At 70.0% G+C, this 18,207-nt stretch carries 18 protein-coding genes; 7 read left to right on the top strand and 11 right to left on the bottom strand.

What is annotated here, in order from left to right:
- The first annotated feature begins 251 nt into the window (after positions 1 to 251).
- Together AB0N07_RS03050 and AB0N07_RS03055 are read left to right on the top strand one after the other, a co-directional pair.
- Positions 252 to 2,258 (top strand): glycosyltransferase family 2 protein, encoded by a 2,007-nt coding sequence (locus tag AB0N07_RS03050; RefSeq protein WP_365831457.1) that lies wholly within the window; start codon positions 252 to 254, stop codon positions 2,256 to 2,258.
- Entirely contained in the window at positions 2,255 to 4,192 is a 1,938-nt protein-coding gene (locus AB0N07_RS03055) for a galactose oxidase-like domain-containing protein (protein WP_365831459.1), read from the top strand. Before AB0N07_RS03050 ends, AB0N07_RS03055 begins: the two co-directional genes overlap by 4 nt.
- A gap of 132 nt (positions 4,193 to 4,324) precedes the next feature.
- On the opposite strand, the gene AB0N07_RS03060 is transcribed toward AB0N07_RS03055, so the two are convergent.
- The 6 genes from AB0N07_RS03060 to AB0N07_RS03085 all read right to left on the bottom strand — a co-directional run bounded on the left by AB0N07_RS03060 (position 4,325) and on the right by AB0N07_RS03085 (position 10,212).
- Positions 4,325 to 5,338 carry a glycoside hydrolase family 6 protein gene (locus AB0N07_RS03060; protein WP_365831461.1) on the bottom strand — a complete coding sequence of 338 codons (1,014 nt, stop codon included), beginning with the start codon at positions 5,336 to 5,338 and terminating at the stop codon, positions 4,325 to 4,327.
- Positions 5,339 to 5,920: 582 nt separating this feature from the next.
- A complete protein-coding gene (locus tag AB0N07_RS03065; RefSeq protein WP_365831463.1) occupies positions 5,921 to 6,586 on the bottom strand; it encodes a class F sortase in 666 nt (221 codons plus the stop codon).
- Positions 6,587 to 6,590: 4 nt separating this feature from the next.
- Positions 6,591 to 7,145, bottom strand: a complete 555-nt coding sequence (locus AB0N07_RS03070; protein WP_365831465.1) for a hypothetical protein — start codon at positions 7,143 to 7,145, stop codon at positions 6,591 to 6,593.
- Between the two features lie 93 nt (positions 7,146 to 7,238).
- On the bottom strand, positions 7,239 to 8,018 hold the full coding sequence (locus AB0N07_RS03075) for an HAD-IIA family hydrolase (protein WP_115907969.1): 780 nt from the start codon (positions 8,016 to 8,018) through the stop codon (positions 7,239 to 7,241).
- Positions 8,019 to 8,104: 86 nt separating this feature from the next.
- Positions 8,105 to 8,851, bottom strand: coding sequence for a hypothetical protein (locus tag AB0N07_RS03080; protein WP_365831467.1), 747 nt, complete (start codon positions 8,849 to 8,851; stop codon positions 8,105 to 8,107).
- A 281-nt stretch (positions 8,852 to 9,132) separates the two neighbouring features.
- A complete protein-coding gene (locus tag AB0N07_RS03085) occupies positions 9,133 to 10,212 on the bottom strand; it encodes an ROK family transcriptional regulator (RefSeq protein ID WP_365831521.1) in 1,080 nt (359 codons plus the stop codon).
- Positions 10,213 to 10,320: 108 nt separating this feature from the next.
- Here AB0N07_RS03085 and AB0N07_RS03090 point away from each other — a divergent pair, with 108 nt between their 5' ends.
- Positions 10,321 to 11,394 (top strand): Gfo/Idh/MocA family oxidoreductase, encoded by a 1,074-nt coding sequence (locus AB0N07_RS03090; RefSeq protein ID WP_365831469.1) that lies wholly within the window; start codon positions 10,321 to 10,323, stop codon positions 11,392 to 11,394.
- The gene (locus tag AB0N07_RS03095; protein WP_365831471.1) at positions 11,391 to 11,897 is read left to right on the top strand and encodes a heme-degrading domain-containing protein; all 507 of its coding nucleotides are present in this window, start codon (positions 11,391 to 11,393) and stop codon (positions 11,895 to 11,897) included. Before AB0N07_RS03090 ends, AB0N07_RS03095 begins: the two co-directional genes overlap by 4 nt.
- Positions 11,898 to 11,994: 97 nt before the next feature.
- Here the strand turns inward: AB0N07_RS03095 and AB0N07_RS03100 are convergent, their stop codons facing one another.
- From AB0N07_RS03100 to AB0N07_RS03115, 4 genes are all read right to left on the bottom strand, one after another.
- Entirely contained in the window at positions 11,995 to 12,852 is an 858-nt protein-coding gene (locus AB0N07_RS03100) for a fumarylacetoacetate hydrolase family protein (protein ID WP_365831473.1), read from the bottom strand.
- 137 nt (positions 12,853 to 12,989) lie between these two features.
- On the bottom strand, positions 12,990 to 13,712 hold the full coding sequence (gene yidC, locus AB0N07_RS03105) for a membrane protein insertase YidC (RefSeq protein ID WP_365831523.1): 723 nt from the start codon (positions 13,710 to 13,712) through the stop codon (positions 12,990 to 12,992).
- Between the two features lie 90 nt (positions 13,713 to 13,802).
- The gene (locus AB0N07_RS03110; RefSeq protein ID WP_365831475.1) at positions 13,803 to 14,120 is read right to left on the bottom strand and encodes a DUF6412 domain-containing protein; all 318 of its coding nucleotides are present in this window, start codon (positions 14,118 to 14,120) and stop codon (positions 13,803 to 13,805) included.
- A 59-nt stretch (positions 14,121 to 14,179) separates the two neighbouring features.
- Positions 14,180 to 14,719 carry a helix-turn-helix domain-containing protein gene (locus AB0N07_RS03115; RefSeq protein ID WP_365831477.1) on the bottom strand — a complete coding sequence of 180 codons (540 nt, stop codon included), beginning with the start codon at positions 14,717 to 14,719 and terminating at the stop codon, positions 14,180 to 14,182.
- Between the two features lie 69 nt (positions 14,720 to 14,788).
- Between AB0N07_RS03115 and AB0N07_RS03120 the strand changes: the two genes are divergently transcribed.
- From AB0N07_RS03120 to AB0N07_RS03130, 3 genes are all read left to right on the top strand, one after another.
- Positions 14,789 to 16,234: an MFS transporter gene (locus AB0N07_RS03120; protein WP_365831479.1), complete on the top strand. Its 1,446-nt coding sequence runs from the start codon at positions 14,789 to 14,791 to the stop codon at positions 16,232 to 16,234.
- A 171-nt stretch (positions 16,235 to 16,405) separates the two neighbouring features.
- Positions 16,406 to 16,828: a hypothetical protein gene (locus AB0N07_RS03125; RefSeq protein WP_365831481.1), complete on the top strand. Its 423-nt coding sequence runs from the start codon at positions 16,406 to 16,408 to the stop codon at positions 16,826 to 16,828.
- A 53-nt stretch (positions 16,829 to 16,881) separates the two neighbouring features.
- Positions 16,882 to 17,283 (top strand): hypothetical protein, encoded by a 402-nt coding sequence (locus tag AB0N07_RS03130; RefSeq protein WP_365831483.1) that lies wholly within the window; start codon positions 16,882 to 16,884, stop codon positions 17,281 to 17,283.
- 56 nt (positions 17,284 to 17,339) lie between these two features.
- Here AB0N07_RS03130 and AB0N07_RS03135 read toward each other — a convergent pair whose 3' ends face one another.
- Complete coding sequence (locus AB0N07_RS03135) at positions 17,340 to 18,113, bottom strand: class E sortase (protein WP_365831485.1); 774 nt, start codon at positions 18,111 to 18,113, stop codon at positions 17,340 to 17,342.
- Between the last annotated feature and the right edge of the window lie 94 nt (positions 18,114 to 18,207).

Here is an 18,207-nt window from a genome sequence, read left to right on the forward strand (position 1 = left end):
GCTGCGGATGCGCGGCAGTTGGGGGGCAAGTAAGCGGTTGCCGGGTTCGTGGGGATAAGGGGCCCCGTTCACGAGCGGATGCCGAGGGGGGCATCATGCAACCGGAAGGTCGCGGTTCCATGTCTTCGGGTGTGGAAAGTGTGGTGACTGCGGCCGGTCACTGATTCGTCCGTGGGGAGTCGAGGGGGACTCGACTGCGGGCGGAAGGAACCGACACGACACGCAGCGACCTGCGTGTGGGGGGATGACTCATGACGTCGACGCCGACGGGCGCCCGGCATAATTTCGACCCGTCAGAAACAACCCAGCTCAGGGTGGAGTCCCACCGGAACAGCACGACAGGCCAGTTCCGACGCATCAAGAAGACCCTGCCGAGATACGACTACGAGCACTACAGCCGGCTGGCCGGTCCCCTCACCCAGCCCGACCCGAACAAGCCGTACAAGGTGCAGTACCGCTCACTGCTCTCGCAGGAGCCGCACCGGCTGCGCGCCGCCCTGATGCTGGGCGCTGCGCCGCTGCTCTCGCTGATCCTGCTCGGCTGGCTGCTGCAGCCTCAGCACTGGACCGAGCGCGACTACCCCGCCTTCAGCTTCCTGCCGGCGCTGGACGTCGTCATGCTCGTCTCGATCGGCCTGATCGAGTTCTTCCGCTGCATGAACGTGCTGTCCAACGCGCACGCCACGCTGGTCGCCCGCGACCCCATCCCGGTGGTCCCGGAGACCGGCACCAGAGTCGCGTTCATCACGACGTACGTGCCCGGCAAGGAACCCCTGGAGATGGTGACGAAGACCCTGGAGGCGGCCGTGCGGCTGCGCCACCGGGGGCTTCTGCACATCTGGCTGCTCGACGAGGGCGACGACGCCGAGGTGAAGGCCGTCTGCGAGCGCCTCGGCGTGCACCACTTCTCCCGCAAGGGCGTCGAGAAGTGGAACCAGAAGAAGGGCCCGCACCGCGCCAGGACCAAGCACGGCAACTACAACGCCTGGCTCGAGGCGCACGGCGACGACTACGACTTCTTCGCCTCCGTCGACACCGACCACGTGCCGCTGCCCAACTACCTGGAGCGGATGCTCGGCTTCTTCCGCGACCCGGACGTCGGCTTCGTCATCGGCCCGCAGGTGTACGGCAACTACGACAACCCCATCACCAAGGCGGCCGAATCCCAGCAGTTCCTCTTCCACGCCCTCATCCAGCGGGCCGGAAACCGCTACGGAGCCCCGATGTTCGTCGGTACGTCGAACGCCGTACGGATCAAGGCGCTCAAGCAGATCGGCGGTCTGTACGACTCGATCACCGAGGACATGGCCACCGGCTTCGAGATCCACCGGCACCGGAACCCGGCGACGGGCAGGAAGTGGCGGTCGGTGTACACGCCGGACGTGCTCGCGGTGGGCGAGGGCCCGGGTGCCTGGACGGACTTCTTCACACAGCAGCTGCGCTGGTCCCGTGGCACCTACGAGACGATCCTGAAGCAGTACTGGAAGGGCTGGTTCTCGCTGCCTCCGGGCAAGCTCTTCAACTACACGATGATGATCATCTTCTACCCGATGTCGGCTCTCAACTGGATCCTGGCGGCGCTGAGCTGTGCGCTGTTCCTGGGTCTGGGCGCCTCGGGTGTGAACATCGACCCGACGGTCTGGCTGATGCTGTACGGCAACGCGTCCGCGCTGCAGATCGGCCTGTACGTCTGGAACCGCCGGCACAACGTCTCCCCGCACGAGCCGGAGGGCTCCGGCGGTGTGGCGGGCATGGTGATGTCGGCCCTCTCGGCGCCGATCTACGCACGTTCCCTGATGGACACCGTGCTGCGTCGCAAGAGCAAGTTCGTGGTGACGCCCAAGGGCGACTCGGCCAGCCCGGACACGCTGTTCGGGACCTTCCGGATCCACCTGTTCTTCATCCTGGTCTTCGGCGGCTCGATCGCCGCCGGTCTCACACTCGGGCACTCGCACCCGGCGATGATCATCTGGGCCACGTTCGCCCTGCTGATCACCGCGTCGCCGATCTTCGCCTGGCGGTACGGCCTCAGGCAGGCGAAGAAGCAGCCGCCCGCGCCGCTGTACGAGGAGCTGCAGGACTCGGCGGCGCCCGCGGCGGCGTACCAGCCGAAGCCGCTGCCCGGGCAGCACGTGCCGCAGTCGCCGCACGGCTCGGGGCAGAAGCCCAGCTGGGCCGCCTCCGGCGGGGGCTCGGGCGCAGGCAGTGACCAGACGATGCAGATCGCTCTCGGTGGACTTGGGGGACGCAAGGAATGAACGACCGTGCAGGCCGCCGCCGCGCCCGTCGACTCGCGATCGGCACGGCGGTGGTGCTCGCGCTGGCCGGGATGAACGGGCCGTGGCTCTACCGAGTCGGCACCGAGAAATACCACCAGTACAAGATCAACAGACCCGAGTACAAGGCGAAGAACGGGCACTGGGACATCATCGAGTTCCCGCCCGAATACCGCCAGGACACCATCCACGCGGCGCTGCTGCGCACCGGCAAGGTGCTGCTGATCGCCGGCTCGGGCAACAACCAGGACAACTTCAACGCGAAGAAGTTCGACACCCGGATCTGGGACCCGGTCAAGGGCACCATCAAGAAGATCCCGACGCCCAAGGACCTGTTCTGCACCGGCCACACCCAGTTGGCGAACGGCAATCTGCTGATCGCGGGCGGGACGAAGCGGTACGAGAAGCTGAAGGGTGACGTCACCAAGGCCGGCGGCCTGATGGTGGTGCACAACGAGAACCCGGACAAGCCGATGACCCTGCCCGCGGGGACGAAGTTCACGGGCAAGGAGAACGGCAAGACCTTCGTGTCCAAGGACCCGGTGCTCGTGCCGCGCGCGACGAAGGTCTTCGACCCGAAGACGGGGAAGTTCCTGCGCAACGACCCGGGGCTCGGCCGTATTTACGTCGAGGCGAAGAAGAGCGGATCGAAGTACGAGACCGGTACGCAGGACAACTACCGGATCCAGGGCCTGACCGGCGCCGACGCACGCAACACGTACGGCATCGCGCAGAAGCTCGCCCTCGACAAGAAGGACTTCCAGGGGATCCGGGACGCCTTCGAGTTCGACCCGGTCGCCGAGAAGTACATCAAGGTCGACCCGATGAACGAGGCGCGCTGGTATCCGACGCTGACGACTTTGTCGGACGGCAAGATCCTCAGCGTGTCCGGGCTCGACGACATCGGGCAGCTGGTGCCGGGCAAGAACGAGGTCTTCGACCCGAAGACCAAGAAGTGGACGTACACGTCGAAGATCCGGCAGTTCCCGACGTATCCGGCTCTGTTCCTGATGCAGAACGGAAAGATCTTCTATTCGGGTTCGAATGCGGGGTACGGGCCCGACAACGTCGGCCGTATTCCGGGTATCTGGGACGTCGATACGAACCAGTTCACCAAGCTGCCCGGGCTGAGCGACGCCAACGAGATGGAGACGTCCGGCACCGTGCTGCTGCCTCCGGCGCAGAACGAGAAGTTCATGGTGATCGGCGGTGGCGGGGTCGGCGAGTCGAAGCTGTCCAGCAACAAGACGCGGTTGATCGACCTCAAGGACAGCAATCCGAAGTTCGTGGACGGGCCGACGCTGGAGAAGGGGACGCGGTATCCGCAGTCCTCGGTGCTGCCGGACGACACGGTACTGGTGTCCGGCGGGTCGGAGGACTATCGCGGGCGCAGCGACTCCAACATCCTGCAGGCCCGGCTCTATCACCCGGACACCAACACGTTCCAGCAGGTCGCCGATCCCGAGGTGGGGCGGAACTACCACTCCGGGTCGATTCTGCTGCCGGACGGGCGGGTGATGTTCTTCGGGTCGGACTCGCTGTACGGCGACAAGGCGAACACGAAGCCGGGGAAGTTCGAGCAGCGGATCGAGATCTACACCCCGCCCTATCTTTATCGGGATTCGCGGCCGTCGTTGTCCGGGGGGCCGCAGACCATTGCTCGGGGCGGGTCGGGGACGTTCACGTCGCCGCAGGCTTCAGCGATCAAGAAGGTGCGGTTGATTCGGCCCAGTGCGTCCACTCACGTCACGGACGTGGATCAGCGGTCCATTGCGTTGGACTACCAGGTCTCCGGTGACAAGATCACGGTCACCGTGCCGAAGAATCGGAATCTCGTGACTTCGGGGTGGTACATGCTGTTCGTCGATGACGATCAGGGGACGCCGTCGAAGGCGCAGTGGGTGAGGGTGCCGTAGCGCTCCCGCAGGTCGTCTTTTGGGGTGCGGGAGCGCTGAGCGCTGTGGCTTGTCGCTCCCCCCACTCTCGGCTTCGCTCGAGCGGGGGACCCCCATCGCGGCGGAGCCGCAGATGTCACAGCCCCGCGCCCCTTAAGAACTCGCCCCTTCCACCAGCTTCAATGCATAAGCCGGCCACCATTCGCCTGCCTTGGGGCCGCCCCTGCAGGTGCCGTCGGACTCGCCGGGGCGTTTGACCCACAGGTATGCGTCCACCAGAGGATCCGCCGTCTTCGTGGTCGGGTTCTCGCCCAGTTTGCGGCCGGGCGGGTTGCACCAGTTTTCGTCTGCCTTGCCTGCCGTGTACGGGCCGTTGCCATTGCGGCTGGTGTCGATGACGAAGTGTTTGTCGCCCACCTTTGCGGACAGCTGCTTGCCGTACGCGATGGAGTCCTGGGTGGAGTAGAAGTTGGAGACGTTGACCGAGAATCCGTCGGCCTGGGTCACGCCCGCGCGCTGGAGGGGCTGGAAGATCTGGTCGGGGTGGCCCCAGCCGGCGTTGCCCGCGTCCAGGTAGACCTTGGTGTTCTTCAGGGACTTCAGCTTGGCGATGGCGTAGTTGAGGAGGCTGTAGCGCTCCTCCTGGAACTGGGGCTGGGTGCAGCCGTCCACCAGGTGCAGTACGGCGTCCGGCTCGAGGATCACCATGGCGGCGCGGTCCCCGATACCCGTGGCCACGCCGTCGATCCAGGCGCGGTAGGCGTTGCCGTCGGCCGCGCCGCCCTGGGAGTACTGGCCGCAGTCGCGGTGCGGGATGTTGTAGAGGACCAGCAGGGCCGTGCGGCCGGCCTTGTCGGCGGCCTCCGTGAAGCCCCGGGCCTCCGGCTCGGGGTTCTCCGGGCCGATCCACTCGCCGGTCGGCTGCTCGGCGATCTTGCGGATCTGCTCGGCTTCGGAGTCCTTGCCGGACTTGGCGTAGGCGGCGACCTGACGTGCCGCGTTGCCGTCCGGGTTGACCCAGAACGGATCGCTGTCCTTGGGCTGTTGGGTGATCTTCGCGCCGGCGTTCTTGTCGTCCCCGCCCCCGGAGGAACATCCCGCGACCAGCAGCGCCGCCCCCAGCACCGCCGCGGAAGCCCTCACTCGGGCCCCCCTCATGCCGTACATCCAACTCCCCCTTGGGTGCACCGGTCCAGGTCTCAATCCTGACATACAGCCCGCCTCGCCCACGAGGTCGCAGGGAGCTTGTCGGCGAGCTGTTACAGCACCATGGCCGGGGTGGGCACGGCAGCACCCGGCCGGTCCGGAGGGTCGACGTATAACCCTCAGTGCACCGTCGTTCACCAGTGCGTATGACGGAGAGCCACCGTAACGGAACCTGGCGTCATTCGGCCTCTAGGCTCTGGCGCTCATCCGTTCTAGAGTCGTCTCAGACGGCCCCAGTCCCCGGCCGGTCCTTGCCGCTGTGACCCCATGACCTCCCGCGCCGGTCGCCGGGTTACTCCCGCAGCCCTTGCGCCCGCGGTTGAGGACCAGCCCGGTCGGCGGCGTCGGGGGGAGCAGGCCGCCGGCCGGGCCAGGTACGGCGGCCCCGGTACCGGCCCCCTCGCGATGCCCGCACCAGACACCCCGGCAACCTGCCTCTCCGCCGGGGGCCCGGGGGCCGGCCCCCGGAACGGTGCAGCACTCCCGCAGCCCCGCGCCCGGCGTCAGGATGAGCAGGCCGGCGGCCGGGGCAGGTGCGGGCGGTCAGTGGCCGGTTCCCGTGAGGTAAGCCGAGACGATCACGTTCGCCGTGTAGCTGCCGCTGTCCCGGTCGAAGGTGCCCCCGCAGGTGATCAGGCGCAGCTCCGCGCGCCCGGGTCGGTGTTGTCCGTAGGCCTGCCGGGCGTCGAAGTGGTCGCGGTTCTGGACCTGGACGCCCTCGACGGTGAACTCGGCGGCCTTGCCGTCGTCACGGGTGACGCGGACGGTCTGGCCGGGTCGTAGGGAGCTCAGCTTGTAGAAGACGGCGGGTCCGGTCTCGGTGTCGAGGTGCCCCAGCATCAGCGCGGCTCCGGCGGCGCCCGGTCGGGTCCCGGCCGCGTACCACCCGACGGTGCCCGCCTGCTCGAAGGGCGGCGGTTCGATCGCTCCCTGGCGGTCCAGGCCGCGGGGCAGCACGGGTGCCTGGACGCCCAGGGCGGGAATGTCGATGCGCTGCGGCAGTGCGTTCCCCAACGGGCGGACGGCGGGCGGGAGTTCCGTGACCGGCGGGCGTCCGACCGCGCCCATGTCACCGGTGGCGGGTGCGGACATGTCCTGCCGTACGTCGGTCAACTGCACACCCCACTGCCACAGCGCGAGCAGCAGCGCCGCCCAGGTCAGGGCCATCACGAGGCGCCCGGACCCGGAGGGGTGTTCGTCGTCCGACATGGATTCAGTCCGTTCCGCGGCTCCGGCGCGCGCTCAGGACCGCGACGGCGCCCGCGGCCGCGGCCACGAGCACCAGCCCGGTGACTGCCTGCCCCGTGCCGGGTCCGGCCTCACGGACGTCCACGGTGGCGAAGTGCGCGGTGCCACCCCCGCCCGCGTGGACGGGGGCGACGGGGGACGCCGCGGGGTGCGAGGCCGGCTGCGGCTTGGACGGGGAGGGGGACGGGGATACGACGGTGATCCTGGCCGTGGTCACGGCGCCCGCGCAGGTGACCTTGACGTCGTAGGAGCCGGGCTCGGCCGAGGCACGGACGCGGCTGTTCCCGGTGAGGGTGCCGTCGGCGCCCGCGAGTCGTACATCCGCGACGAACGCCCTGGACGCGGCGGTCCCCGCCTTCGCCGAGCACCCGGTCACCCGGAGCGCGACATCCGTCCCCGGCGCGGGGGACGAGGGGCTCACAGAGATACCGGCTCCGCCCGCGTCGACCGCGTACACCGGCGGGGTGAGGGCGCAGACGGCCAGAACCCCGGTACAGAGAGTGAGACGTGGTGAACCCATCGTGAAACCTCCAGATATCTGGAGACTCCCCCGCGGACCGGGGCACCGCATCCTCAGCGGGACCGCATTGCTCCGAATGGGTCAAGCGGGGTTTCAGACCCGGTCGACGAGGTCCGCGATCGAGTCGACGACCTTGGACGGCCGGTACGGGAAGTCCTCGACCTGCTCGGGCCGGGTCAGCCCGGTGAGCACCAGGAACGTCTGCATCCCGGCCTCCATGCCGGCCAGTACGTCGGTGTCCATGCGGTCGCCGATCATCGCGCTGGTCTCGGAGTGCGCCCCGATGGCGTTGAGACCCGTCCGCATCATCAGCGGGTTGGGCTTGCCCGCGAAGTACGGCTTCTTGCCGGTCGCCTTGGTGATCAGCGCGGCGACCGCGCCGGTGGCGGGCAGCGGGCCCTCGGTGGAGGGGCCGGTCTCGTCGGGGTTGGTGCAGATGAAGCGGGCGCCGTCGTTGATCAGCCGTACGGCCTTGGTCATGGCCTCGAAGGAGTACGTCCGGGTCTCGCCGAGGACGACGTAGTCCGGCTCGTGGTCGGTGAGGATGTACCCGATGTCGTGCAGGGCGGTGGTCAGACCCGCCTCGCCGATGACGTAGGCCGAGCCGCCCGGGCGCTGGTCGTCCAGGAACTGGGCGGTGGCCAGGGCGGAGGTCCAGATGGACTCGACGGGCACGTCCAGACCCATGCGGCGCAGCCGGGCGTGCAGGTCGCGCGGGGTGTAGATCGAGTTGTTGGTGAGGACCAGGAAGGGCTTGCCGGACTCGCGCAGCTTCTTGAGGAAGGCATCGGCGCCGGGGATCGGTACGCCCTCGTGGATGAGCACACCGTCCATGTCGGTGAGCCACGACTCGATGGGCCTGCGTTCTGCCATGTGCGGGATCTCCTGCCGTACGCATGTACGCGGTGCTGCGTGCGCCCCCAGCGTAGACACTGGCCGGATCTTCGGGAATGGGCGTCTCAGCGGCGCCTGCGCTGTCTGCGGGCCAGCAGCAGCGCACCGCCGGTGACGAGGACCGCGGCAGCGGCGAGGGCGACGCCTGGGGTGCCGAGGCCGGTGCGGGCGAGTTCGTCGGCGAAGGGGAGGCGGGGGGCGCGGCTGGGCGGGGTGGTGCCGGTTCCCGTGGTGCTGGGGCTTGGGGTGGGGCTCGCGTCGTTGTGGATGCGGAAGGCGTAGTCGTTGGACTGTCCGACCCAGTCGCCGTCGTCGCCCCGCCGCTGGACGACGGCGGCGTCGGCGGTGACCTGGTTGGGGGCCGCGTCCGAGGTGATGGCGAGGCGGATCTTCACGGTGACGGTCTGCCGGGGGCCGACGGTGAACCCGGGGAAGCCGTCGTCGAAGGGCCCGACCAGTTCGTCCTCGTCGGTGGTCTCGAACTGGACGGGGTGCGGGTGGGTGCCGTCGTAGAACTCCAGATGGGTCTGCGAGGACGTCAGCTCGTGCCTGTCGTCGACGAGCACGACGACCGGGTGGATCTTTCCGCAGGTCCGGGTGGTGGTGTTGGTGAGGTCCAGATACCAGATGCCGTATCCGCCACCCGCTTCATAGGTGTCCGGGCCGCCGTGGATGCGGGTGGTGAGGGGGAAGCGGCGGGCGTCGGGGGCGGCGCAGGTGGAGGCGTCGGCCGCGTGTGCGGGCGGTGCCGCGGGGAGCAGGGCGGCTGCCGCCAGGCAGAGGGAGACGGGCGTGCAGGGTCGCATGGACATGTGAGTCTGCCGGGGGCCGGCGGGTGGGGAAGGGTGCCGCTCCGTGCGGGCCTTCAGGTCCGCTCGTTCAGCGCATGCGGGGGGCTGCCATCGGGCGCAGGCGGGTGTTTCGCCCCCTCCGCCCCTTCCCGTCCCGTCCCTGGGGGCTGCGCCCCCAGACCCCCCTTCGGCCTGACGGCCTCGTCCTCAAACGCCGGACGGGCTGAATTATCCAGCGCCGGACGGGCTGAAATTTCCCGCGCCGGACGGGCTGAGAAATCCCAACGCCGGACGGTGAAGGATCAAGCCCGGGACGGGCTGAAAAGCCCTGCCAGGACCAGCTGTGCCGCGCCCTCGGCAACCCCGCCGGAGGCGAGCCGGACCGGTACCGGGGCCTCGCCGAGGCGGCCGGCGTGTTCGACGAGGACAGTGCGCACCCCTCGCAGGAAGGCGTCCGGGGCGGCGGTGACAGTGCGGCCGCCGAGGAGTACGCGGTCGATGTCGAGGAGTGCGACCAGGTTGCCGGCGCCGATGCCGAGGACGTGCGCCGCCTCGTCGACCGCGCCGCGTGCCATCGCGGCCAGGCACAGCGCCTCGATGCAGCCGCGGTTGCCGCAGCCGCACGGCGGTCCGTCCAGCTGGATGACCTGGTGCCCGAACTCCCCGGCCCCGGTACGGGCCCCCCGGTGCACGGCGCCGCCGATGACGAGCCCGGCGCCGAGCCCCGTGGCGAGATGCAGATAGGCGAAGGACCCGCTCTCGCCGCCGACGGCGAGTCCCAGCGCGGCCGCGTTGGTGTCCTTGTCGACGACGACCGGCCCCCCGAGCCGCCGCGCGAGCGCGTCCCGCAGGGGGAAGCCGTTCCACTCGGGGAATCCCGTCATACGGTGCAGGACACCCCGGTGGTGGTCGAGCGGACCGGGGAGCGCGACACCGACGCCGAGGACGGAACCGGCGCCCGAGTCCCCCGCCATGAGCGCGACCGCCTCCCCCGCCACCGCGGTGACGACGGCCTCGGCCCCCGCCCCCAGGTCCAGCGAGGTGCGCCGCTCCCCCAGCACGGTCCCCGTGAGGTCGACCAGCACCGCCCGCAGTTCGTCGCGGTCCAGGTGCAGCCCGACGGCGTGGCCCGCCTCGGGCACCAGCCGCAGCACCGTAGGGGGCTTGCCTCCCGTCGAGGCCCTGCGACCCGCCTCCGTCGCCAGCCCCTCGTCCCGCAGCCGTCCGGTGATCTTGCTGACGGCCTGCGGGGTCAGCCCGGTCCGCTCCGCGAGCTCCAGCCGGCTGATGCCCTCCCCTCCTGCCGTGCGCAGCAGATCGAGCACGAGTGCCGTGTTGTGGTTGCGCAGCACCGGCAGATTGACGCCTGCGGAGCCCGCCATCCCCGCCCGTCCGGCCCCCGCTCCTGCCGCCGCCCCTGCGTTCGTCCTGTCCACGCCTCCATTCTCCCCCGCTTGCACTTTGGCAACAGCGTTGCGAAAGTAGGGTGCATGACTCGCACCCCTCTGCGCGTGGGCCTCGTCGGCTACGGCCTCGCGGGCTCCGTCTTCCACGCCCCGCTGATCACCGCCACCGAGGGCCTCACCCTCGACACGGTGGTCACCTCGAACCCGGAGCGGCAGCAGCAGGCCCGCGCCGAGTTCCCGGACGTACGGATCGCGACCACTCCCGACGAGCTGTTCGACCGCGCCGCCGAGCTGGACCTGATCGTCATCGCGTCCCCGAACAAGACGCATGTCCCGCTGGCGGCCACCGCCCTGAAGGCCGGCCTCCCGGTGGTCGTGGACAAGCCCGTCGCGGGCACGGCGGCCGAGGCACGCGAGCTGGCCGCCCTCGCCGAGGACCGCGGTCTGCTGCTCTCCGTCTACCAGAACCGCCGCTGGGACAACGACTTCCTGACCCTCCGCAAGCTGCTGGCCGAGGGCGAGTTGGGCGACGTATGGCGCTTCGAGTCCCGCTTCGAGCGCTGGCGTCCACAGCCGAAGGGCGGCTGGCGCGAGTCCGGCGACCCCACAGAGATCGGAGGTCTGCTCTACGACCTCGGCAGCCATGTCGTCGACCAGGCGCTGGTGCTCTTCGGCCCGGCGGCGCAGGTCTACGCCGAGTCGGACATCCGCCGCCCGGGCGCCGAGACGGACGACGACACGTTCATCGCCGTCACGCACACCAGCGGCGTCCGCTCCCACCTGTACGTCTCGGCCACGACCGCCCAACTCGGCCCGCGTTTCCGGGTACTGGGATCGAAGGCGGGTTACGTCAAGTACGGCCTCGACCCGCAGGAGGCGGCCCTGCGGGACGGCGAGCGCCCGCAGACGACCGCCGACTGGGGCACGGAACCCGAGTCCCTGTGGGGCCGCGTCGGATCCGGAGAGTCCCCGCTGACCGGAGGCGGCCGCGTCGAACCCACCCTCCCCGGCGACTATCCGGCCTACTATGCGGCCGTGACCAGGGCCCTCAACGACGACGGTCCCAACCCGGTGACCGCTCTCGACGCGGCCGCTGCCCTTGACGTGCTCGAGGCGGCCCGCCGTTCGGCCCGCGACGGAGTGGCGGTGGCGCTGTGACGCACAACCAGGAGATCACCCCGAAGTTCCACCCGGAACTCACCCCGCCTCTGGAGGAACTGGAGGCGCAGGAACGGCGCCTGGTCTTCAGCCAGTTCACCTACGAGGACGCCTGGGCGCTGGGTTCCCTGCTGGTGGAGATGGCCCGCGAGCGCCAGGCCCCGGTCGCGATCGACATCCACCGCGCGGGCCAGCAGCTCTTCCACGCGGCACTGCCCGGCTCGACCCCGGACAACGACGCCTGGATCACCCGCAAGCGCCGCGTGGTCGAACGCTTCGGCTCCGCCTCCTACCTGGTGGGCGCCCGCTTCCGCGCCAAGGGCAGCACCTTCGAGGACTCCTCCCGCCTGGACCCCGACGGGTACGCGGCCCACGGCGGCTCCTTCCCGATCAACGTCCTGGGCGTGGGCGTCGTCGGCGCGGTAACGGTATCGGGCCTGCCTCAACTGGCGGACCACCGCTTCGTGGTGGAGGCGCTGGAGGAGTTCCTGCACAAGGGGTGAGCAGCGCCCCGTAAGGGGCGCGGGGAACTGCGCGATCAGCCACAGACGGCCCGCAGACACGAACCAGCGCAGTTCCCCGGCTCTCCCAGCGGAGCGCCTACGCGTCCTTGAACTCCTGCCGCTGCCGCCCAAGCCCGGAAATCTCCAGCTCCACCACGTCCCCGCCCCGCAGATACGGCATCGGCTCAGGCGCCCCCATGGCAACCCCGGCGGGAGTCCCCGTATTGATGACATCCCCGGGGTACAGCGTCATGAACTGGCTGACGTACCGAACAACCTCCGCCACGGAAAAGATCTGCTCAGCGGTCGTCCCGTCCTGCTTCAACTCCCCGTTGACCCACAGCTTCAACGACAGATCCTGCGGATCACCCACCTCGTCCGCCGTCACCAACCACGGCCCCAGCGGATTGAACGTCTCGCAGTTCTTCCCCTTGTCCCAGGTCCCGCCCCGCTCGATCTGGAACTCCCGCTCGGACACGTCGTGCGCGACCGCGTATCCGGCGACGTACGCCAGCGGATCCTCGTCGTCCGACAGATACCGGGCCGTGCGCCCGATGACGACGGCCAGCTCGACCTCCCAGTCGGTCTTCACCGACCGCCGCGGCACGAGCACGGTGTCATAGGGCCCGACCACCGTGTCCGCGGCCTTGAAGAAGATCACCGGCTCGGCGGGCGGCTCGGCCCCGGTCTCGCGGGCGTGGTCGTGGTAGTTCAGCCCGATGCACACGATCTTGCCGATCCGCCCCACCGGCGGTCCGACCCGCAGCCCGGTGGCGTCCAGCGCGGGCAGCTCGCCGGCCTCGGCGGCGGCGCGGATCCGGCCGAGCGCCTCGTCGTCGGCGAGCAACGTCCCGTCGATGTCGGTCACGACTCCGGAAAGGTCCCTCAGGACCCCCTCGGCATCGAGCAGCGCAGGCATCTCCGCTCCCGCAGTACCGACTCGCAGCAGCTTCATGATCACTTTCTCCCTCGATCGCGGGGCGCCCGACCGATGGGTGCAGCCATCGGAGGACTGGTCGATCCTCCAAGGTCACGGTCCAGTCCGCAATACCCGGTTCACGGACTGGACCGTAACCACCGGCTCAGGCCGGCTCAGGAGTACAGAGCCGCCCGCTCCACGGCGCTCCACGCCGTACTGGTGACCACGTAGAGCGCGGCGGCCAGCGGCACCACCGCCACCGTGAACAGGGTGAAGAAGGACATGAACGGCATCACCTTGCTGACGGCACCGAGCCCCGGCACGGACTCGCCGTCCTGCACCGGGAGGGGGTTGTTGGCGGCCATCGTCCGCTTGGTACGCCGGTAGTTGAAGACGGCAATGACAACGACCACGGCGAACAGCCCGAGATAGACCAGCCCCGCACCCCCGAACGCCCCACCGCCCCCGAGGGCATCCACCCACCGCCCGCCCAGCGGAGCGGCCAGCAGCTGGTGCGTGAGCAGTTCGTTCGCCTGGCCGCCGATGTGCGTGCTGGAGAACAGGTGGTACAGCAGGAAGAACGCCGGCAGTTGCAGCAGGGACGGCAGGCACCCGGACACCGGCGACACCTTCTCCTCGGCATGCAGCTCCAGCACCGCCTTCTGGAGCTTCTCGGGTTCCTTCTTGTGCTGCTTCCGCAGTTCGGCGATCTTCGGCTGCAGCGCGGTACGGGCCTTCTGCCCGCGGGCGGCGGCCCGGGACAGGGGATGCACGAGCAGTCGTACGAGAGCGGTGAACAGGACGATGGCGGCAGCCGCCGCCGAGGCGCCGAACAGCGGCTGGAGCAGTTCGGCGAAGTGTCCGACCAGGTCGGCGAAGACAGAAAAAACGGACATGGGTGAGCCCTCCGGGGTCTCGTCGTGCCGGTACTGGGACAGGGCGGCATGACGACCCGCGCGGGGTTCGGCCACGTGTGTGAGTGAGCCCTACGCGGCCGTCGCCGGAAGGGCGGATCCGGGGGCTCGGGGCCGGGTGCGCCCCTTGGCGTCGGGGTCGCGTTGCGGCAGGAACGCCGTACGGCGGGCACGGTCGCGGATGGCCGTACGCACGCGCGTGGGCGGCACCGCGGGCGCGCAGCGCGCGGTGAGCAGGGCGCAGGCGGCGAGTGCGGAGCCGGCCGCGGCGGTCGCGGCGAGCGCGACGGTGGCGGTGAGGCTGCCGGTGTCGAGCAGCGCGATCTGGAGGACGAGCAGCGGGAGCAGCAGTACGGCGACGGGGCGCAGCGACATCCGGCTGCGGATCATGACTGCCCCCTTCATGCGCGTTCGTACTGCCAGTCGTCCGTTGTGTTCGTCCGCCTCGGTTATACCTGACCGCTCTCGACGGGCAGCTCCAGGGGCTGCAACAGCCTGCGCGGCCTGAGCAGCGCCCGGCTGACCGGATCCGCCGGGTCCGGATCGAGTCCGGATCCCGGCTCCATGAGGACGTCCTCGACGGGTACGACGGCCCCGCAGGCAGGGCATTCGCCGTACGGCCCGAGTTCGGTGCCGCAGTCGGCGTGCCGGAAGTAGCGCAGCTGGGTCTCGGCGTAGTGCTCGCGGCCCCAGAGGCCGAGGGAGCGGAGGGTCGGCCACAGGGCGATGCCGCGCTCGGTGATGACGTACTCGTCCCGCGGCGGCGACTCCTGGTAGCGCCGCTTCTCCAGGATCCCCTCCGCGGTCAGCGACTGGAGGCGGGCGGCGAGGACCGCGCGCGGGATGCCGAGATGGGCGAGGAAGTCGTTGTAGCGGCGCACGCCGTAGAGCGCGTCGCGGATGACGAGCAGCGTCCACCGCTCGCCGACGATCTCCAGCGCGCGGGCGATGGAGCACTCCTGAGTCGCGTAGTCCTTGCCGAGTGCCATGGCGTCCACTGTAACCATTTTCCGCGAGCTTGGTTCAATGACCGAACCTACGATGCTACGGTTCAGGACATGACTAGGTTCAATGACCGAACTCTCTCGGGGACCGAGGCAGCCGAGGTGCAGGAGTCGGCGGGCGGCACAGCGCACGCAGAGCAGCCTGGCCCGCCCGCGGAGGCGCCCCCGCACCCCCGCGCCACCCTCGCCCTGACCAGCGCGGCAACCGCCGTGACCCTCATGACGTACACCGCCCCGGTGGTCACCCTCCGGGACACGGCGATCGCCCTGCACACCCCGCTCTCCGCACAGGCCTGGCTGATCAACGGCACCCCGCTGGGCCTCGCCGCGCTCCTCCTGGTCGCCGGCAGCCTGGCCGACGACTACGGCCGCCGCCGGATCTTCCTCATCGGCACCCTTGCGCTCGGCATCACCACGGCCCTCGGCGCGCTGGCCTCCACCACGTTGCAGTTCACCTTGGCGCGCACAGCGCAGGGCGCCGCCAGTGCGGCGATCCTGGCGAGCAGCCTGGGCCTGCTGGTGCACGCCTTCCCGACCGCACGCGGACGACTGCACGCGACCGGCGTGTGGGGAGCCTTCGTGAGCGGCGGCATCGCGGCGGGCCCCCTGGTCGCGGGCGCGATGCCCGACTGGCGGATGGCGTACGGCGTACTGGGCGCGGCGGCGGTGATCGTGGCGGCCCTGGGGACGCGTACGTTGACCGAATCCCGCTCACCGAGGGGCGGCCGTCCGGACATCCTGGGCGCACTGACCTTCGGCCTGGCCCTGGTGTCCCTGGTCGCCGCCCTCACCCTCGGCCGGGACGGCTGGCTGCGCGCCGAGGTGGGCCTGCTGTTCCTGGCGGCCGTGGTGCTGGTGGCCGTGTTCGCGCTGGTGGAGCACCGCACCACGACCCCGATGATCGACCTGGGCCTGTTGCGCCGTCCCGGCTTCCTGGCCTCGTCCGCGGGCGGTCTGTTCACGGGCCTCGCGGTGATCGGCCTCTTCAGCTTCCTGCCGGTCCTGTTCCAGCAGGCGCTCGGCCTGTCCCCCATGGACACGGCCTGGCTGTTCCTGCTCTGGTCCGGCCTGTCCTTCGCGGTGGCGCTGCAGGCGAAGCGCCTCGCGGGCCGCGTGCCGCCCCGCCACCAGCTGGCCGTCGGCTTCGCCCTGCACGCGGCGGGCGTCCTGGCGATGCTCGGTGCGATCGACTCGGGTTCCTGGCAGCGCCTCCTGCCCGGCCTGATCCTGGGCGGCATCGGCAGCGGCCTGCTGAACGCCGCGCTGCCCCTGCTGTCGGTGGAGTCGGTACCGGCGGCCCGCGCGGCGATGGGCTCGGGCGCCCAGCAGACCTTCCGCTACATCGGCTCCTGCGCGGGCGTCGCCCTGACGATCGCGATCGTGACGTCCTCGGGCGGGGGTCTGGGGCACGGGGCGAACATCGCACTGCTGGTGTCGGCGGGTCTGGCGCTGGCGGCCGCGGTGGCGGTGCTGGTGCTGCGCGAGCGGGGTCGGGCGTAGCTCCCGCCGAAGTCACCCTGAGAAGTCCCAGGTTCCGGTTCAACGGCCCGCGTTCCACGATGTGGCGGAGCCGGTCGGTCCGGCACCTTTCGACGGCCTTCGAAGTGTTTGCGGCTGCCTTCGGGCCGCACCTACGTTGAGGCGCCGCGGAATCGACGATCGGGGGACCCCATGAAGAGTCACGTCCGCCAGGCCGGCCCCATACGCCGTCGCGCGGCCGCGTTCGCCGGCACGCTGGCGCTGGCCGCGGTTGCGGTGGGCACGGCCGCCTCACCGGCCTCGGCCGCCGGCTGGGCCTGCGACCACGACGGGCAGACGGTGTGGTGTGCGTCGGTGACCGGCATATCTGCCGGGTCCTACCTGGCCTCCCACAACGGGCCGAGCTACGGCTCGGGCACCACCGGGCACCGCTACTACAACGGCCAGACCATGATGCTGGCCTGCTGGACCACGGGCGACGGCGACGCGGACGGCCACGGCGACCGCTACTGGTTCGCGCTCGACTTCGACAGCGACGGCGGATTCATCAACGACTGGTATGTGACGACCGGTTCGCCTTCGCAATGGCAGCCGCACGTACCTCAGTGCCGGTGACAACAGCGCAGCAAGCACCCCACCCGCCCACGCAATCCCGTCAGGAGATCACCATGCGCCGCGTCCTCGTCGTGCTACTGGCCTGTCTGGGACTGGCCGTCCCCGCGGTCGTCACCGCGTCCACGGCCGCGTCCGCCGCACCGGCCCTGTCACCCCGTACCGCGCAGACCACTGCCTGCAACGCCGGTCATGTCTGCATCTACCAGGGCGACATCTGGGACGACAGCCCCAACCACCCGAAGGTGTACGACTTCTACTACTACGGCACGTACAACGTGCACAACCTCATCGGCGACTACACCGTGCTGAACTGCCAGACGGGCGGCGCGGGCGTCAAGGGGTTCACGGGGTACAACGGCACGGGAAGCGTGACGTGGGACCTCGACATCAACAACTGTGCGGGGGGTCTCTGGACAGACCTCACACCGACGAACTCCGTCAGGCTGTACGCCTGACCTCGCTCCCTCGTGGACGGGGGTCCGTCAGCCTGCTGACGGACCCTTTCCGCTGTCTAGGTCCGAGGCCGCATCGACACGAGCTTCCCCCACACCACCAGCCGGTACCTCGACGTGTACTCCGGGGTGCAGGTCGTCAGTGTGATGTAGTACCCGGGCTCGGAGTACCCGTAGCCGGGTTCGACGATCGAGCGGGGAATCGGGCGTACGACACCGGAGTCGCCGGCCGAGGTCTGCGGCAGCGTCTTGTCGACGGCGTAGGTGTAGGTCGCGGTCTTCGTCTCGACCTCCACGAGGTCCTTCGCCCGCAGCCGGTTGATGTACCGGAACGGCTCGCCGTGCGTGTTCCGATGCCCCGCGAGCGCGAAGTTGCCCGCCTGGCCCGGCTGCCCGGTACCGCGGTAGTGGCCGACGTACCCCTTGTTGAGGACGTCCTGCTTGCTGACGCCCTCGGCGACCGGGACGCGCAGGCCCAGGCGGGGGATGACGAGGATGGCGTAGGCCTGGGACCAGGAGGGGCGGGGCTGCCTGGCGGTGGCCGCCTGTTGTCGGTCACGGGTGCCGCTGCGCGGCTGGGGCGTCGCGGCCGGGACGGACGTACCGGAGTCGCCGCCTTTGCCGGTGGCCCCGCCATCCCACTCCCGCTCCAGCGCCTCCACCTTGCGCTCGGCGCCGCGTTTGGCCTCCCGATTGGTCCACCACAGCTGATGGACGACGAGCAGCAGGAGCACGAGGCCTGCGGTGACGAGGAGTTCGCCGCCGCTCCACAGCGCACGTCGGCGGCGCGCGCGCTGCCTTCGGGTGGTGTGCTGCACGACCGGAACGCGCATCCGTACGCCTCCTTCGCGGGGCCGCCCGCACGATAAGGGCCGGACGTCGAAGTCACCAGACCCGCACGGCGCCGGCCGTGGGACAGCCGTACGA

This window comes from Streptomyces sp. NPDC051172, from assembly GCF_040682555.1.
Taxonomy (GTDB): domain Bacteria; phylum Actinomycetota; class Actinomycetes; order Streptomycetales; family Streptomycetaceae; genus Streptomyces.

What these genes read in the sequence shown, in the direction of transcription:
- AB0N07_RS03050 (WP_365831457.1), top strand. Translation starts at nt 252, where the DNA reads ATGACGTCGACGCCGACGGGCGCCCGGCATAATTTCGACCCGTCAGAA.
- AB0N07_RS03055 (WP_365831459.1), top strand. Translation starts at nt 2,255, where the DNA reads ATGAACGACCGTGCAGGCCGCCGCCGCGCCCGTCGACTCGCGATCGGC.
- AB0N07_RS03060 (WP_365831461.1), bottom strand. Translation starts at nt 5,338, where the DNA reads ATGTACGGCATGAGGGGGGCCCGAGTGAGGGCTTCCGCGGCGGTGCTG.
- AB0N07_RS03065 (WP_365831463.1), bottom strand. Translation starts at nt 6,586, where the DNA reads ATGTCGGACGACGAACACCCCTCCGGGTCCGGGCGCCTCGTGATGGCC.
- AB0N07_RS03070 (WP_365831465.1), bottom strand. Translation starts at nt 7,145, where the DNA reads ATGGGTTCACCACGTCTCACTCTCTGTACCGGGGTTCTGGCCGTCTGC.
- AB0N07_RS03075 (WP_115907969.1), bottom strand. Translation starts at nt 8,018, where the DNA reads ATGGCAGAACGCAGGCCCATCGAGTCGTGGCTCACCGACATGGACGGT.
- AB0N07_RS03080 (WP_365831467.1), bottom strand. Translation starts at nt 8,851, where the DNA reads ATGTCCATGCGACCCTGCACGCCCGTCTCCCTCTGCCTGGCGGCAGCC.
- AB0N07_RS03085 (WP_365831521.1), bottom strand. Translation starts at nt 10,212, where the DNA reads ATGGCGGGCTCCGCAGGCGTCAATCTGCCGGTGCTGCGCAACCACAAC.
- AB0N07_RS03090 (WP_365831469.1), top strand. Translation starts at nt 10,321, where the DNA reads ATGACTCGCACCCCTCTGCGCGTGGGCCTCGTCGGCTACGGCCTCGCG.
- AB0N07_RS03100 (WP_365831473.1), bottom strand. Translation starts at nt 12,852, where the DNA reads ATGAAGCTGCTGCGAGTCGGTACTGCGGGAGCGGAGATGCCTGCGCTG.
- yidC (WP_365831523.1), bottom strand. Translation starts at nt 13,712, where the DNA reads ATGTCCGTTTTTTCTGTCTTCGCCGACCTGGTCGGACACTTCGCCGAA.
- AB0N07_RS03110 (WP_365831475.1), bottom strand. Translation starts at nt 14,120, where the DNA reads ATGATCCGCAGCCGGATGTCGCTGCGCCCCGTCGCCGTACTGCTGCTC.
- AB0N07_RS03115 (WP_365831477.1), bottom strand. Translation starts at nt 14,719, where the DNA reads ATGGCACTCGGCAAGGACTACGCGACTCAGGAGTGCTCCATCGCCCGC.
- AB0N07_RS03120 (WP_365831479.1), top strand. Translation starts at nt 14,789, where the DNA reads ATGACTAGGTTCAATGACCGAACTCTCTCGGGGACCGAGGCAGCCGAG.
- AB0N07_RS03125 (WP_365831481.1), top strand. Translation starts at nt 16,406, where the DNA reads ATGAAGAGTCACGTCCGCCAGGCCGGCCCCATACGCCGTCGCGCGGCC.
- AB0N07_RS03130 (WP_365831483.1), top strand. Translation starts at nt 16,882, where the DNA reads ATGCGCCGCGTCCTCGTCGTGCTACTGGCCTGTCTGGGACTGGCCGTC.
- AB0N07_RS03135 (WP_365831485.1), bottom strand. Translation starts at nt 18,113, where the DNA reads ATGCGCGTTCCGGTCGTGCAGCACACCACCCGAAGGCAGCGCGCGCGC.